Here is a 16743-nt window from a genome sequence, read left to right on the forward strand (position 1 = left end):
TGCGAAGGAGACGCCGCATGCGTTCATTTATGCAAATCAAGATTTATCGCGGCAAATTCATTGCATATGCGGTATTCGTGGTGTTCATCGGTCTGGCGCTCGGCGGGCTCACCTGCGCGGTCCTGCTGGATCAATGGGTAGGGAATTCCCGGAACGAGGCCGCCGGAGACTTCTCCCGGGTAGAGAGCGGGCTTCAATACGATGCCGACCGCATCGAAGCTTTCATGCAGCGGGTGTACTCCAACAGCGGATTGGTGGACGACATTCGCAGCTTCTTGGGGAATAACGCGGAAGGCTATCTCACGAGCCGGCTTCAGGGCAGTCATTATAACCGGACGCTTGTCTCCTTTCCGGATGACATCAAGTCCTTTCTAAGCAACGGGGGCAAGGGAGACATCACGCAAGTAAGCTTGCATACCGAAACGGAAGGCAACGTAATAAGCTTCGATAGCAACGGCAACACGAGTTATCGGTTCCGTCTGCCGAACTCGGATGCCATCTTCAGCGAGTCGATACGGAAGGGATTCGTCCACCACAAGAAATTTTCCGATCCGAACCAAATCTCTCGCCAGCTGGGGGAATTCCGGTTTCTGGTCAGCAGCGAACGGATCTTTAAGACGGTGCAAAATAACCATCTGAGCGAAACGGCTGCCGTCAGCGCCACCGGAGACGTCTACCTCATCAACGGCGGCGACCGCAGAACGGTGGAGCTCGTTCGCCGGGTCGTCGAAGACGGACGCAGTCATGGCTATCTCTCGACGGGATGGTTGGACCGCGCGTACTTCGTCGCCTTCAGCTCCAACGAGTTCGATTACCGATTCGTCAGCATCGTGGATTTGGCTACGCTGATTCAACAGAAAGCGAACGTCCTGCTCATCGTGTTCCTCATCGTGCTCGCCGCGATGATCTGCGTCCTGATGCTCATCGTCTACAATCTGCGCGAGGATGCGATCTTCCTGCGGCGGATAATCAACTCCATCGGACGGGTGAAGACGGCGGATTTCACGACGGTAACCCCGGCCCGCTACCGGAGGAACGAGTACGGCATGATCGCCCGGGAATTGGACGATATGATTCATCAGCTGGACAGACACATTCGCACGAATTATCTGTTGAAGCTCAAGCAGCAGGAAACCGAAATGAAAGCGCTTCAGAATCAAATCAATCCTCATTTTCTATACAATACGCTTGAAGTCATTCGTTCCTCCGCGCTGGTGAACAGTGCCGACTATACCTCGGATGCCATAGCTACCTTAGGGGCGCTGTACCGCGATATCGTGAAGAACGAGAATATCATTCCGCTCGGCAGCGAGCTGAATTTGCTTCAACAATACTTGAAAATCATGGAATTCAAATATCCGGACCGGTTCTATTATCAGTTCCATGTCGAACCGGCGTTGATCGACTTGCCCACCGTGAAGTTCTGGCTGCAGCCGCTGGCGGAGAACTTCTTTATCCACGGGTTTAACCCCGAGAGCGAGTTCAACCTGCTCCTCGTCAACGGCTGGGAGGAGGAGGAGCGCTTCGTGCTCGAGGTCGTGGACAACGGCAACAAAATCTCCGAACAGCGCTTGATCGAGATTCGCAACAAGCTCTCCGGAGGAGACGACGCTTCGGCGGACAGCATTGGCTTGCGCAACGTTTATACCCGGCTGCAATTCTTCTATGGGGCGGGCTTCTCCATGAACATCGACAATAACGAGGAAGCCGGCGTTAAGGTAACCGTGATGTTATCCAAGGAGGCGATTGGGGATGTACAAGCTGCTCATCGTGGATGACGAGCCGCAGATCCTGGAGGGAATGAAGCGTACGCTGGATTGGGAGAGCTATGGCTTCGGCCACATCGAGACCTGCGAAACGTTCGAAGGCGCCATCTCGAAGGCGGTGGTCCAGCTTCCGGACTTGGCCATCTTCGACGTATGCATCGGCAAGCAGCGCGGGTATGATGCCATCCACAAGCTCAACGAGCTGCGCATCCCCTCCAAATACATCATCATGAGCGGCTACGGCGAATTCCAATATGCGCTGGAGGCCCTTCGCTGCGGAGCCAAGGACTATCTGCTCAAACCGGTGGATCGGACGAAGCTGCAGCATCTGGTCGAGAAAATTATCGTGGAGGACCTGCACGGGACGATCAACGGAGTGGACCGCGGCGACCTGGACATCGACCCGGTGCTCGGCGTGCGCTACGACAGCCTATCCAAGCTGATCAATCGCATTCTGCTGATCGTCAAGGCCGAATACGCCCAGAACTTGAGCTTGAAGTCGGTCGCGGAACGGTTCCGCATGAACGGAACCTACCTCGGGCAGCTGTTCCTTAAGGAGACGCAGAAGAAATTCTCGGAATACTTGATGGCCTATCGGATGCTTCGCGCCCAAGAACGCATTCAGTCCACGGACGAGAAGATCGTCAGCATCGCGCTGTCCGTCGGGTATCCCAACCTGAATTATTTTTATTCTCACTTCCACGCTTATTTCGGCAAATCGCCCTCGGATTTGCGAAGAAGGGAATAAGGCCGCCATGCAGCGACAGTGGAATCGGATTCGTCCCGTTGCCTTCTTCGCGGCCGTTATGCTGCTGATCCTGCCTTCGGCCGGCTGCTTCTCCGGCTCAAGCCGTACCGAGACGGCGGGAGGGGGCGGCTCTGCGGTGAACTTGATTTATTACACGATCGGGGATCCCGACCCGGATCTTCAAATGGTCAACGATAAAATCAACGAGGTTCTGGTCAAAAAAATAGGCGTTACCGTCAGCTATATCAAAGTGGGCTGGCAGGAGTATGAGGATAGGCTGAATACCCTCGTATCGGCCGGCACCCCGTTCGACATCGCGTTCGCTCCGGAGTACGCCACCTACGCGCAGCGCGGCGCGTGGCTGAAGCTGAACGATTATCTGGGGAACGCGGGGAAGGACATGTATGACGCGATCGACCCCATCTTCTGGCAGGGCGTGCGGATGGAAGACGGCGGGATCTACGGCGTGCCGACGAACAAGGAAGCGGCCGTGCGCGATCAGTGGATGTACCCGGAAGCGCTTGTGAAGAAGTACAAGATCGACATCTCGAAGTATACGACGTTGGCTTCCCTTGAACCGCTGCTGCGGATGATCCAAGAGAAGGAGCCCGCTTATCAGCCGATGGAGCTCGACAAGGACTCCCAGAACTTCTTCGCCTTGGACGGGTACGCCTACGTGTCGGAGAAGACGCTTCCTCTCATGGTGCGCGTCCTGGATCCCAGCTCCCCGGTCGTGAATATTTTCGAAACCGCGGAAGCACGAAAAGTGCTGGACATCCTTCGCCGCTATTACACGGAGGGCTATATCAACGAGGACGCGGCCTTGCGGGAGAACCAAGGGCTGAAGCGGGGCGAGCTCGTCTTCTGGAAAGCCGCGGGGGGCGGCCCGTTGTCGGAGAACAGCTGGAGCAAGGATCGCGGCTACAAGCTTGTCGCATCCCCCGTAACGCCCGCGATCATCACGACGGAGTCCGTTCGGGGCGGCGTCATGGCGATCAGCGCGGATACGAAGCATCCTCTCGAGGCCGTCAAATTCCTTAATCTGCTGAATACGGATCCCGAGGTGCGCAACCTGTTCAACTTCGGAATCGAGGGCGTGCATTATAACTTGGATAACAACGGCCAGGTGGTCCCCATTCCTCGCAAGGACAACAACGGCAATCCGATCCCGGACGCGCTGCCGAGCTATGGAGGCGTGCAGTACACCCAGGGCAATTGGTTCATCTTGAAGACCATGGGCGGAGAGTTCCCGGACCCCTTGGACAAGTGGGACCGGTTCCGCGAGAGCAACCGGGAAGCCGTCAATTCGAGCACGCTGGGCTTCACTCCGGATTTGTCCCGGATGCCGCTCCAGATGCAGAACATCGAGATGGTTTGGGAGAAGTATTTTCCCAGCCTGATGACGGGCAGCGTGGACGTCGATACGGTGCTGCCGCTGTTTAACGAAGAGCTTCGGCAGGCGGGCATCGACGAGGTGCGGTCCGAAGTGCAGAGGCAGCTTGATTCTTGGCGGGCTGCCCATTCGTAGTATTCTTGCGAAAATTCAAACGTTGGATAAATTCGCCAATATTCTACATTTTCCGAGAATCCCGTAGTATAATGCTAGATGCTGGACATCCAGTATCTGGATTATACCATCAGGGACGATAGGAGAATACGAAGATGAGACGGAAGCTCGGCCTATTGCTGTTGTCGATTCTGCTCGCGACGGCAATGATCTCTAATCTGGAGGAAGCTAGCGCGGCCTCCACTAAGACAGAATACAAGAAGCTCGAAGCGGGCAAGTTCTTCACGGCGGCTCTGACGACCGACGGGACATTGTCGATTTGGGGCAGCCTGGAGGGCATGAACGAGGAGAGATACATGCCCGTCTTCGGCAAGGCGAAGGAATGGGCGGACGTCAGCGCCGGGATTTATTTTATAACCGCCATTAAAAAGGACGGAACGATGTGGAGCTGGGGCTTCAACGACAAGGGCCAAGTCGGCAACGGAACCACGAAGAACGTCATGAAGCCGACCCGGATCGGCGCGAACAAGAAGTGGAGAACCGTATCGAGCAACTACGCCCATAGCATCGCGATCGCGCAGGACGGCACGCTGTGGGGCTGGGGATACAATCCGTTCGGGGAGGTCGGAAGCGGCGATCTTCGGGACAAGTCCAAGCCGGTTCAGATCGGCAAGGACAAGGACTGGGTTCAAGTCGTCACGGGGGAATTCTTCTCGATCGGCGTCAAGAAGGACGGATCGCTCTACGCCTGGGGAGACGGCGAGGGCGGCAGCTTCGGCAACGGAAAGTCCAAAAGGTACCAGCCGACGCCGGTTAAAGTCGGCACGTCGGGATGGAAGTCGTTGTCCGCGGGCAGCGGCCACGTTCTGGCGTTGAAGGCCGACGGAACGCTGTGGGCTTGGGGATACAACGGGTATTGGCAGCTCGGCAACGGGACGAACAAGAACGCGCTGAAGCCGATCCGGATCGGCAAGGAAGCGGGTTGGGTCGCGGTGTCGGCTTCGGGGTACGATAGCTATGCCTTAAAGAAGGACGGCACGCTGTGGGGCTGGGGCGAGACGTTCGGCGGGACGCCGCGCCAAGTCGGCTTGGACCGCGATTGGAGCAAGCTTGCGAAGCATGCGGCGGGCGGACAGCATGTCATCCTGCAGAAGCAAGACGGCTCGCTCTGGGGATGGGGGAACAACGGGAGCGGTCAGATTACGCTGGGAGTGTCCTCCGACTCCTCCTTCGATATGAGGAACATCCCGCTTGAAGTCTCTCAGACGCTTCCGGCCCAGGGAATCGCTTCGGAGATCGCGCTTGCCGAAGCTCATCAATTGATCAAGGAAGACGACGTCGGCTTCTACAAGTCGGACGTGACTCGCGAGTTGGCGGCAAGCCTGTATTACTACTTGTTCGATGCGTTGTCCTGGGACGATCTCGAGATTCCGAAGGAAGAGATGCCTTACGACGACCTGTACTCGGCCATTCCGAAGATCGCCTACAAGCAGGGTCTCATCGAGCCGTTCTTCAAGGATAGGTTCGGTCTCTACGAGCCGCTCTCAAGGCAGGACTTCTTGACCGGCCTCTATCGAACGTTGAAGCTGACAGGCGTTCGATTGGATTCTCTGCCGCAGCAGTGGACGAAGACCTATGCGGATGCGAACCTGGTTAGCGCCAAGGCGAAGGAAGCGATGCAATACTTGGATCAGGCGGGGCTGCTCAAGAACGAGGGGGACAAGCTCCGGCCGGTCGAAGCCGTCTCGCGTGAGGAGGCCTACGTCTACGTCTGGCGCGCTTATGAGAAGTATCTGGCGAATACGCCGTACTCGGCCGCCGCGAAGGCTTTCTTCTACGACGAGGGTTATCGCATCTTAGCCGGGCACGGGGAGGATACCGAGAGCTACTTCGTATACGATAAGGATGTCGAGCTGGCGGACTGGACGCGGTTCTATCCGAGGACGGACGGCGGCAGCTATAACCGGGACGATTCGCTTCCGGCGCGCATAACCGTCGATTACACGCCGGGCAAGGACGAGAGGAAGCTAGATGTCATCGCCAAGGTCATCGAGAAGGAGATGGGCATCGAGCTTCCTAGCTTCAAGCAAGAATTATTGGCGAAGTTCGACGAGCTTAAGATCGACGATTTGCCTTATGCGGAGAGCACGGGCGAGCAGTATATCGCGGTGGACGGGAAAGAGCTGCTGATCATCCTGTTCAACGAGAGCAAGACGAAACAGAGGATTCTGGAAGTGGATTATTAAGGATATCGGCAAGAAGCGGCTTAGGGACTCCCTGACGCCGCTTCTTGCCTTGTGCTGCAGTCTATCGAGAAGGAAACCCCATGAACCATCGAGAATTAATACAACTGGCATAAATCGACAATTATCTGCAGATGGCACAGAAGGAGCACCGGAAGAATGATTAGTTTGCAGCAATTAACGCGGTTAGCGGAGAGCGGCAACGCCGATGCGCAATACGATTTGGGACTCTATTATTTATATGGCGAAGGGGCGCAGAAAGACGTAGCGAAGGGAGCCTTCTGGACGTTAAAGGCCGCGGAGCAAGGGCTGGTCGACGCTCAAACCATGGCCGCGGCGCTCTATTATGATGGCACCGGCGTTCCCGAATCGAAGGAGAGAAGCATCTATTGGCATTATAGAGCGGCGCAACAGGGCGACGTGTCCTCGATGGCCTTCGTCGGGATTGCCTACTCGATCGGCGAAGGCGTTGACAAAGACGACGCCAAAGCGGTCGAATTTCTCATCCCTGCAGCCCGCCAAGGGAATAAGTTCGCCCAGGAGAACCTTGCCGACCTCTATTTGGAGGGGCGCGGCGTGGAACGCGATATCGAGCAAGCGGTCCATTGGTATCAGAAGGCAGCCGAGCAGGGCAGCGAAAGCGCAAGGAAGCGCGCGGAAGCCCTCATGGAATGGGAGCGGAATAGGGAAGCGACCCGAAGCGCCCATGAGTACCTTGCCGAATTTGATAGAAACGGCGGTACTGCGGAAGCCTTTTGGCAGATCGTCGATTCTTGTTATCGCGGGCGACTTCGCGCCGTAGGCTTTACCCAACTCTTGGATGCGATGCCCACGACCGTCGCGGCCGTTCGGAACATAGAGAATTTATGGGGCGACTATAACCAACGGACCTGGAACGAAATGGAGTATACGGTTTGCGATGCATTCGGCATGGGTCTGCAAGTGGCTGCCGCGCATCGGTTAATGAGAGCGAACAAACTTAGCGCGGACGGCTTCGTTTTCTCTGATCTGTTGGGCGGTACCGTGGCGATGGCTAACGACCGTTCGGAATGGTGTTTGCAACTAGGCTTCGGATTCCGGTATACGGAAGGGAGAAGATCTTGCGATTTCGGAAGCGGGGAATGGGTGCGTTCTTCAACTTTGCTCGAACCGTCTAACTTAGACGCCTATTTAAAAGAGCTAACGAAGATAGCCGAGAAAGAGCTTATCGGCATGCTGACCTATAAAGCCCCAACCATCCCTTTGGCGGATGTGAAGCCAGTCATGGATCGATATTCCCACGGCAGGCTGGAAGATATCCATACTAATCGTGCCGGGCAAAATCAATCCGTCCTCGTAAACGCGGCCGCCCACGGATATTGCGGCGTTCTCCAAACGGAGTTAGCGAACGGAGTCAACGTACAAGAGAAGGAATATAACGGAACGACGGCGCTAGAGGCAGCGGCATACTTTGGGCATGCCGAAGCGGTAGACCTTTTGTTGCGCGCGGGAGCTAAGGTGAATTATCGGTCCGACTACCATCTGGAAACTCCGCTTATGATGGCGGCGTTGCAGGATCAAGAAGATATCGCTCTTACGTTGCTGCAGCACGGCGCGCAGGTCGATTACATAGGGGATTACGGCAGCGCGTTGCACTATGCCGTGTCGGCAAACCATAAAGAAATGGTTAAAGTTCTGATCAAACACAAAGCAAACGTGAATGCGATGGACAGTCAAGGATATACGGCGATGCATATAGCCGCGTATAAGGGCTTCGCCAATGTGCTTCAACTTCTGCTAAAGGCAGGCGGCATCGTGCGGATGAAAGCGCAGGGGATGTATACCCCGTTGCTGTTGGCCGTTGCCAAAGGAAGAGTAAATTGCACGCGCGCGCTGTTAGAGAAAAACGCCGATCCGAACGATGCGCTGCCTTCGGGCAAAACGGCGCTTATGATGGCGGCGGAGCTTCAAAACGAGGAGATGGTCCGAATCTTGCTGGGGCAAGGAGCGGCCTCCGGAGTTCGAGACTCCGAAGGCCGCGATGCCATGCATTACGCTAACAAAAACGAAGCGATTGCCACTCTTCTCTACTACGCAGGCACCTGATCCTTACTTTGCGTTCGCCATCTCTTCCCGGTAAGTCTCTATCCATTCCGGATGTTTAGGGACTTGCTGGGCGAATTTCAACAATAGCGACAATCCATCGGCGGCGTTGTCTTTCAAAGCCGATTGGAATTGCTCGTAGCTCTCCGGCTGGAACCGTTTAAACAAGTCTTCCATATTGATGTAGTCGTCAGGAGCGCCCTCCGGCCTTTGCGGCAGGCTGTCGTAACGGTATGCCTCCCGATGCTGAACGTCTCCCGCGGCCAGCTCTCTTGCTTCCGGGCTGATCTCCAATAAGTCGACGTACACCCGGTTTACCGGCAATTGGCCCTGCTTCCAGGCAGCGGCCTCTTCTTTGTCTCCCTTCTGAATTTGAATTCTCGGTAGATGAGAGAGTTGGTTTTCTGAGATTTTCATACGGCACCTCGATTATTTCCATTTGTTATCTATATCGGAAGGTAGTTGGCAAAGTTGAAGCCCTAGAAATTCATAAATCCGCGATTTTACTCCTTCCTGCTAAGTCCGAATACTCCTCCTGAGCCATTTGAATTTTAGCCGATTCTGATATAATTTTCCCCAATAGCAAGCCAGATCACGCGAATGATGGGAGAGCCATGACTGCGATAGCCGGAATATTCTTGGAAAATGAGACCGTTTCCGCGGAGCTGGCCGGAGAGATGATGAGGTCATTGGAGAAGTATCCCGCGAATGAGGTGCGAACTTGGCATGGCGGGTCGGCGTTCCTGGGCTGCCACGCGCAATGGTTTACGCCCGAATCGGTTCACGACCGGCAGCCTTGCCGGGATGAACGGCACGGGCTTGTCATCGCCGCGGACGCGATCATCGACAACCGGGAGGAGCTGTTCCGCCGGTTGCAGGTCGAGCGATCCAGACGGGAGCGGATGAGCGACAGCGATTTGATTCTGGCGGCCTACCTCCATTGGGGAGAAGAGGCCCCGAAGTATCTAATAGGCGATTATGCATTCGCGATATGGGACGAGCGGAAGCGCCGCTTATTCGGAGCGCGGGATCTGGCGGGGAGCCGCACGCTGTATTACGCGGAGCGGCGGGGGCGGTTCGCTTTCTGCACGGTGATGAATCCGCTGTTCGCGCTGCCAGGTGTCGCGAGAGACCTGAATGAGTCCTGGCTGGCCGAGTTTCTCGCGATCCCGATCGTCTTGGACACGATCGACGTCCGCTCAAGCGCGTACCGCGATATCGGCCAAATCCCGCCGGCCCATTCCTTTACTTACGAGGCTGGAAGGTTAAAGGTCGAGCGTTACGGATCCTTGGCGGCCGAGGTCCCGAAGCTGAAGCTGAAGTCCGACGGAGACTACGTGGAAGCGTTCCGCGACGTGTTCGGCGAGGCCGTCTCCTCCAAGCTGCGAAGCTGCCGCAAGGTCGGCGCGAGCTTAAGCGGAGGTCTGGATTCGGGGGCCGTCGTTAGCTTCGCCTCGGGCCCATTGGCCGAGGAAGGCCGAACGCTGCATACGTACAGCTATGTCCCCAAGCCGGACTTCACGGATTGGACGCCGGGGTACATGGCGGCGGACGAGAGTCCTTACGTCCAGGCGGTAGTGGACCATGTCGGCAATATCTCGCACAACCGGATGGACTTCGCGGATCGGAACTCGTATGAGGAGATCGACGATCTGTTGGAGTGGATGGAAGCCCCCTATAAATTTTTTGAAAATTCTTACTGGTTCAAAGGGATCCTCGAGCAAGCGAGCAAGGATGGCGTCGGCATTCTGTTGAACGGGGGGAACGGCAACTACACGATCTCGTGGGGACCGGCCTTGGACTATTACGCCCGGCTGATGCGACGATTCCGTTGGGTGCGCTTATCCCGCGAACTGAAGGCGTACGGTCGGCAGATGCATATCGGGAGATCGCGATTGCTCCCCTATATCGGCAAATCGGCATTCGCGCTGCCGTCGTCTACGAAGCCGCTGCCGGATATTCCGCTGGCGATCCATCCCGAATTGGCGGAACGCACCGGCGTATTCGCCAGGCTGAAGGGGCATGACGTCGGGCTAAGCGACTCCTGGATGAACGAGTTCGAGGCCCGGACGTACCAGTTCGACAGCCTGTCGATTTTGAACCATCAAGGGACGTCCTCGACCAAGCTATCGTTGAGGTATGCCGTTCGAGAGAGAGATCCCACGTCCGATCCGAGGGTCGTACGCTTCTGCTTATCCGTGCCGATCGAGCAGTATGTCCGGAACGGCATGGATCGCGCGCTCGTCCGGAGAGCAACCGAAGGGTATCTGCCCGACAGCGTCCGGCTCAATCAACGCGTTCGCGGAGTGCAAGGTGCCGATTGGATCTATCGGGTGCTCCCGTCGTGGGGCGCGATTACGGAAGAGCTGCATCGGTTATGCCACGATTCCGGGGCTTCGCGGTTCCTGAACGTAGAGCAGATTCAATCGTCGCTTCTGCGCATCGGCAATCCTCCCCGGCCCGAGCAGGCTTTCGACCGGCATGCGAGATTGTTGATGCAGAGCATCATCGTGTACCGTTTCCTCCGGCAATGCTCCTGAAGTTCCTATCGAAAGGAGGTGAACCTCATGAGAAAAGAGTGGATGGAACCGACTCTGGAGATTCTGGACGTCAGCCAAACGTTCGGGGGACCGAACGGCCTGTTCCCGGACCGCAACGGCAAGGGCTCGAACAACGGCCGCCCTCATGCTCCGGAAGCTTCCTAAGCAGATCGAATCGCGCCATACGAGGGTCCTCATCCGCTAACCCTGTTGAGGGCCCTCCTTAAATGTACAGTTAATTCCCGTACTCGGGAACTTACATACACAGGAATCGAGGTGTTCGATAATGGCTGACGCGGTCGGGCCAACCCTATACACGGCTTTCGGATTGAGCATAAGAAGCGAGCTTCGACTTACGGAGCTGCCGCAGACAACCGGCAAGACCGGCGCGGCGGACGTCGAGATCGAGATCGGGGATTTGTCGGCCGCCTGGAGGACACACGGGGATCCGGACGATTACTACGCGTACCTGGACGGACAATTTCTGTTCTATGTGCCCGACGTTGCGATCTACAGCATCCGCGGCGGGAAGCACATCGTCGTGTCTCCCTTCGCCGGAGCGGGGGAGCAGAGCATTCGCGTCTACCTGCTCGGCACCTGCATGGGGGCGATCCTGATGCAGCGCAGGACGCTGCCCCTCCACGGCAGCGCCGTCGTGATTAATGGACAAGCTTACGCGTTCGTCGGCGAATCGGGCGCGGGGAAGTCGACGCTGGCCGCCGCGTTCCGGAACCGGGGCTATCGGCTCCTGAGCGACGACGTGATCGCGGTAACGGTCGGCGCGGACGGCAACACCCCGATCGTCATTCCCGCCTATCCGCAGCAGAAGCTCTGGCAGGCCAGCATCGATCAGCTCGGCATGGAATCGGACGCGTACCGTCGTCTGTACCTCTCCAAGTTCGCCATCCCCGTCGAGTCCGGGTTTGCCCATGAGGCGGTTCCGCTTGCGGGTGTCTTCGAGCTGACCAAGACGGAAGGGGCCAAGGTGGAGCTCTCGGCTTATCAAGGCCTGGAACGGCTCGCCATCCTTCGAATGCACACGTACCGCGACTTCCTGATTCCTCATCTGGCGGGGGAGGAATGGCACTTCTCGACCGTTGCCGGAATGGCGAGCCGGGTCGGGATGTATCGTCTGCGCAGGCCGACGGCCGGATTCTCGGCGCACGAGTTGGTTGACCGGGTACTGCGGACCGTACTTGAGGAGAAGAAGGTCATGAACGGATGAGGGGCGGAGATCGGCTGGGATTCGTGCCTTTGCTCGTCTATCTGAAGAAGCTTCGCTCGTTTGCCGGGGGAAGGCTGTACCTTAACCTGTTCGGGACCATGATCGTCAGCCTTCTGGAGGGGATCGGAATTCTTCTGCTGGCTCCGATGCTGAGTCTGATCGGGCTGCTCGATTCGTCCGTAGGAGGCATCCCTTATCTGGCTTCAGTTGCCGAGCCCCTTCGGAGCTTGCCTGCCTCCTGGCAGTTGCCCGTCGTGCTCGCGGTTTTCGTTGCCCTGCTTCTGGGCCAAGGACTGCTTCAGCGTCGCCTGACGAACATGAATTCCGAGCTGGAGCAGGGCTTTATCCGCCACCTGAGGATGGACGTGTACAGGGGTTTGCTGCAGTCCGACTGGGCGTTTTTCCTAAGGCGCAGAAAGTCGGATTTTATCCACCACGCCACAACCGAGCTGCCCCGGGTCAGCTTCGGGATTTTTACGTTTCTGCAGCTGGCGACGTCCTTGCTGTTTACTTTGATCCAGATCGGTTTCGCTCTGTGGCTGTCGGCGCCGCTCACGATAGTCGTTCTGCTGTGCGGTCTGGCGCTTGCCGTTTGCTCCCGTTCCAAGGTGAGAAATTCAAGGGCGATCGGGCAGGAGACGACCGAGCTGATGCAGCGCTACGTGGCCGGCATGACCGATCACTTTAATGGCATCAAGGACATCAAGAGCAATCGTCTGGAAAAGCAGCATCTAACCTGGTTCGGAGAGCTATGCGATCGGCTGGAACGCAATATCATCCAGTTCACGAGGCTGCAGTCGGCTTCCCGGTTCCAGTACAAGGCAGCGTCGACTCTTCTCATCGCGGGTTTCGTTTATTTGGCGTTCTCCGTCCTTCACGTTCAAGCCGAGACCCTGCTGTTTATTGTCCTCATCTTCTCGCGTTTGTGGCCGAAGTTCTCGATGCTGCAGTCCGGCGCGGAGCAGCTCGCCCAAACGATCCCCGCCTTCCGCAACCTATGGGAGCTTCAGCGGGAAGTCGAAGCGGCTCAAGAACCGGAGCCGCCGGAAGAGAGCGAAGCTGTACGTATCGTTCAAGGCTTTGAGCTCCGCGACGTCTCCTACCGGTATGACCGCCAGGGGGACGCGTATGCGCTTCGCGACGTGAATCTTCGCATTCCGGCGAACCGGATGACGGCCATCGTCGGCAAGTCGGGCGCGGGCAAAAGCACCCTGATCGACCTGCTGATCGGACTTATTCAACCGGAACGCGGGGAGGTTCTGGCGGATGGCAAGCCTCTGGTCGAAGGGATGGGGAACGAGTTAAGGCGGGCGGTCAGCTATGTATCGCAGGAGCCTTTTCTGTTCCACGAGAGCGTGAAGGATAATTTGCGTTTGGCGGCGCCCGACGCAACCGAAGAGCAAATGTGGGAGGCCCTGCGGTTCGCCGCCGCGGAGCCGTTCGTCCGAAAGCTGCCGCAGGGGCTGGATACTCTGCTGGGAGACCGGGGAGTTCGCCTATCCGGAGGCGAACGCCAACGGATCGTTCTCGCTCGCGCTATTCTGCGGAAGCCTTCCGTCCTTATCCTGGACGAAGCCACCAGCGCGCTCGACAGCGAGCATGAAGCCAGCATTCAGGAAGCCTTGGTTCGGCTTCGGGGGAGCATGACCCTTATCGTGATCGCTCACCGGTTGTCCACGATCCGGGACGCGGATCAGATTGTGGTATTGGACGGCGGGAAGATCGTGCAGCGCGGCGGATATACGGAATTGGCGGAAGAGAACGCAGGGGTGTTCGGGAGGTTGTTGGGGTACCAGGTGGGGTAAGAGTGCACGGGAAGGGGAATCTCGGAGAAAGAATGATTTTCCGGGATCCCCTTGACGAGGGAATGAAATCGCTTTATTATGGGTTTATTAAATCGATTTAAAAGATAGGAAATGACCATGACCAAGGACCATGTAACGCTAAAGGATATCGCGCGGATCGCGGGCGTATCGACGGCGACGGCTTCGCTTGCCCTGTCGGGCGATTCCCGGGTGAACGTCAAGACGAGGCGCGCCGTGGAAGAAGTCGCGAAGCGTCTCAAGTATGTACCGAACGAGATCGGCAGAAGCCTAAGAGCCAAGAAGGCCGAGACGATCGCCCTTATCTTCCCGAATACGACCCACTTCGCGTTCTCCCATCCCTACTTCGTCCAATTGCTCGAAGGGATCACCGAAGTGCTCGTCGAGAACAGCTTCCACCTATTGCTGTCCACGGCTCCGTCGGAAGCCGACGAGGCCGCCGCCTACGACAAGATCTTGCGCAATCGGCGCGCGGACGGCATCATCCTCTGGCCGGCGTCGATCCGGGACCGCAACATTCAGCGCATCGTCGAGTCGGGCTATCCGGTCGTCTATCTCGGCAAGTGGCACCACGACGAGGTCGTCACGGTGGAACGGGAAGAGTTCGGGGGAGCCTATAAGGCGACCGAACATCTGATCAAGCAGGGACGAAGGAAGCTGGTCATGATCTCCGGCCCGCTGGACTATCAGGTAAGCATTGAACGGGTCGAAGGCTTCAAGAGAGCGCTTCAAGATCATCAGATTTTGTTCGAACCGTGGATGGTCGTCGAGAAGGACTTCTCGATGGAAGCCGGTGTCGAGGCGGCCAACGAGCTATTGGAGAGCGGGCATCGCTTCGACGGCATCTTCGCGGCGAACGACAGGATGGCAATAGGGGCGATGAAGGGCCTGCAGCAGGCGGGCATAACGATTCCGGGCGACGTCGCCGTCGTCGGCTGCGACAACATCGAGATGGCGGCCATGACGAGCCCGACGCTTACGACGATCGACCAACCGATGCGCGAGATCGGCGCGATCGCAGCCCGGAAGCTGATCGCCTTGCTCAATCGGGAAGACATCGGCGAGAAGCAGACCGTCGTTCCTTCGCAGTTGATAATCCGTGAATCTTGCGGCGCCGAAGCTTGATCGCGGATTGTTTTTTAAATGAAATTTAAATCGATTTAAAAGATTTGTTTGCAAGCGGTGTCAACTAGGATATCCCGGTTGGAGGTGAGGTGCGAAATCGAGGGTCCCGGAGGCAAAAGCAAGAAAAGGGGATAATCGAAAGAAGAAGCAGCAAGAGAATCAGCAAGAGTAAGAACGAGATCAGACAGAGAAAGCCTTGCAAAGAGAGATAGGACCGAGAGTGCATACTGATCCAACTTCGTAAGAGGAGGATTCTCCATGAACCATCGTTCCCGATTCATGCCTTCCCGCCTTGTGACTGGCGCGCTTGCCCTTATTCTCGTCGCCGGACTTGCGGCCTGCGGTAGCAACAATAACGACGTTTCGTCTTCCGCCTCGGGAGCTTCGTCCCAAGGGAAGGAGGCTTCCGGCAAGAAAGTAACCGTCACCTTCTGGAACACGTTCACCGGATCCGACGGAGACACGCTTAAAGAGATCGTCGACGGCTACAACGCCAAGAACGAAGGCAAGATCGAAGTGAAGATGGACATTCTTCCCGCCGACCAATTCAACCAGAAGCTCCCGCCTTCTATCGCCACGAGCACGGCGCCAAGCCTGGTCGCCATGTCGCCGACATCGGCTTCGGCCTTCATCCAGAACGGAACGCTTCTACCGCTCGACGATTTCTACGCGACGCCGGGCGTGAACAAAGCGGACTTCGAGGATTCGGCCATCCAGCTCGGACAGTCGGGCGGCAAGACGTATCTGCTCCCGATGCAGGTGTTCGGCATTCAATTCTATTGGAACAAGGATCTGTTCAAGGCGGCGGGCCTCGATCCCGAGAAGCCGCCGGCGGACTTCAACGAGCTCGCGGACTACGCCGTCAAGCTGACGGACGCGTCGAAGAACCAATACGGCTTCCTGATGCCGATCAAGGGAGCGCCGCAGTATTACTCGATATTCGTGTGGGGCAACGGAGGAGACATGGTCGACGTGGACGCCAAGCAATCGGTGCTGAACGCGCCGGAGAACGTCAAGACGTTCGAATGGCTCGCCGATCTGGCCGTGAACAAGAAAGTGACCCCGAAGGGGCTGAACGGCGTCGAGACCGACAAGCTGTTCCTCGGCGGCAAAGCCGGCATGTACATCACCGGTCCGTGGCTTGCGGCCGGGCTGAAGACGAACAATGTCAACTTCGGCGTCTCTCTTCCCCCTAAGGGCTCGGCGGCTCAAGCGACGATCGCCGACGGCGTCGGCTTCGCGGTGCCCAAAGGAACGTCCGACGAAGAGCGGCTGGCCGCTTACGACTTCATCGGCTACTGGAACTCGACCGAGATCGCCAAGGAATGGTCGCAGAAGATCGGCTTCCCGCCGTACCTCAAGTCGGTAGCAGACGATCCGGACATTCAGGCCGACGAGACGATCAAATCGATGTCGAACCTCGGCTCCGCGGGACGCGCCTTCCTTCCGGGCATCGTGAACGCGGACCGCATCAACTCGGACGTCTTGTTCCCGCTCATGGAACAGATCGTTAGCGGACTCGATCCGGCTGCCGGCGTGCAGAAGGCTTCCGATGCGATCGACGACATCCTGAAGACCGAGAAATAATCCGTAACGTACGCTAAGACAAGGGAAGACGCGGCCGGCCGCCGCTCTCCGGCAACCGAGCCGGAGCTTGGCCGAGACCGGCCGCGAATCCAACCAA

At 57.3% G+C, this 16743-nt stretch carries 12 protein-coding genes; 11 read left to right on the top strand and 1 reads right to left on the bottom strand.

Translation table 11 applies throughout. The annotated features are described in order from the left end of the window. The first annotated feature begins 17 nt into the window (after window positions 1-17). From H7B67_RS26175 to H7B67_RS26195, 5 genes are all read left to right on the top strand, one after another. Window positions 18-1778, top strand: a complete 1761-nt coding sequence (locus H7B67_RS26175) for a sensor histidine kinase (protein WP_185122835.1) — start codon at window positions 18-20, stop codon at window positions 1776-1778. Then, entirely contained in the window at window positions 1753-2514 is a 762-nt protein-coding gene (locus tag H7B67_RS26180) for a response regulator transcription factor (RefSeq protein ID WP_185122836.1), read from the top strand. Before H7B67_RS26175 ends, H7B67_RS26180 begins: the two co-directional genes overlap by 26 nt. 7 nt (window positions 2515-2521) lie before the next feature. After that, a complete protein-coding gene (locus H7B67_RS26185; RefSeq protein WP_185122837.1) occupies window positions 2522-4042 on the top strand; it encodes an ABC transporter substrate-binding protein in 1521 nt (506 codons plus the stop codon). Window positions 4043-4176: 134 nt separating this feature from the next. After that, entirely contained in the window at window positions 4177-6267 is a 2091-nt protein-coding gene (locus H7B67_RS26190; protein ID WP_185122838.1) for an RCC1 domain-containing protein, read from the top strand. A gap of 156 nt (window positions 6268-6423) precedes the next feature. Further along, a complete protein-coding gene (locus H7B67_RS26195; RefSeq protein ID WP_185122839.1) occupies window positions 6424-8349 on the top strand; it encodes an ankyrin repeat domain-containing protein in 1926 nt (641 codons plus the stop codon). Window positions 8350-8352: 3 nt separating this feature from the next. Here H7B67_RS26195 and H7B67_RS26200 read toward each other — a convergent pair whose 3' ends face one another. Continuing rightward, the gene (locus H7B67_RS26200) at window positions 8353-8763 is read right to left on the bottom strand and encodes a hypothetical protein (RefSeq protein WP_185122840.1); all 411 of its coding nucleotides are present in this window, start codon (window positions 8761-8763) and stop codon (window positions 8353-8355) included. A 197-nt stretch (window positions 8764-8960) separates the two neighbouring features. Between H7B67_RS26200 and H7B67_RS26205 the strand changes: the two genes are divergently transcribed. From H7B67_RS26205 to H7B67_RS26230, 6 genes are all read left to right on the top strand, one after another. Next, a complete protein-coding gene (locus H7B67_RS26205) occupies window positions 8961-10886 on the top strand; it encodes an asparagine synthase-related protein (protein ID WP_185122841.1) in 1926 nt (641 codons plus the stop codon). Between the two features lie 27 nt (window positions 10887-10913). After that, window positions 10914-11051, top strand: coding sequence for a paeninodin family lasso peptide (locus H7B67_RS26210; protein WP_185122842.1), 138 nt, complete (start codon window positions 10914-10916; stop codon window positions 11049-11051). Between the two features lie 121 nt (window positions 11052-11172). Continuing rightward, window positions 11173-12111 carry a phosphoenolpyruvate carboxykinase (ATP) gene (locus H7B67_RS26215; protein WP_185122843.1) on the top strand — a complete coding sequence of 313 codons (939 nt, stop codon included), beginning with the start codon at window positions 11173-11175 and terminating at the stop codon, window positions 12109-12111. Further along, window positions 12108-13916 carry an ABC transporter ATP-binding protein gene (locus H7B67_RS26220; RefSeq protein ID WP_185122844.1) on the top strand — a complete coding sequence of 603 codons (1809 nt, stop codon included), beginning with the start codon at window positions 12108-12110 and terminating at the stop codon, window positions 13914-13916. Before H7B67_RS26215 ends, H7B67_RS26220 begins: the two co-directional genes overlap by 4 nt. A gap of 117 nt (window positions 13917-14033) precedes the next feature. After that, window positions 14034-15059: a LacI family DNA-binding transcriptional regulator gene (locus H7B67_RS26225; protein WP_185122845.1), complete on the top strand. Its 1026-nt coding sequence runs from the start codon at window positions 14034-14036 to the stop codon at window positions 15057-15059. A gap of 258 nt (window positions 15060-15317) precedes the next feature. Further along, window positions 15318-16646, top strand: a complete 1329-nt coding sequence (locus H7B67_RS26230; protein WP_185122846.1) for an ABC transporter substrate-binding protein — start codon at window positions 15318-15320, stop codon at window positions 16644-16646. Window positions 16647-16743: the final 97 nt, after the last annotated feature.

The organism is Cohnella thailandensis (genome assembly GCF_014212135.1).
GTDB classification, from domain to species: Bacteria; Bacillota; Bacilli; order Paenibacillales; family Paenibacillaceae; genus Cohnella; species Cohnella thailandensis.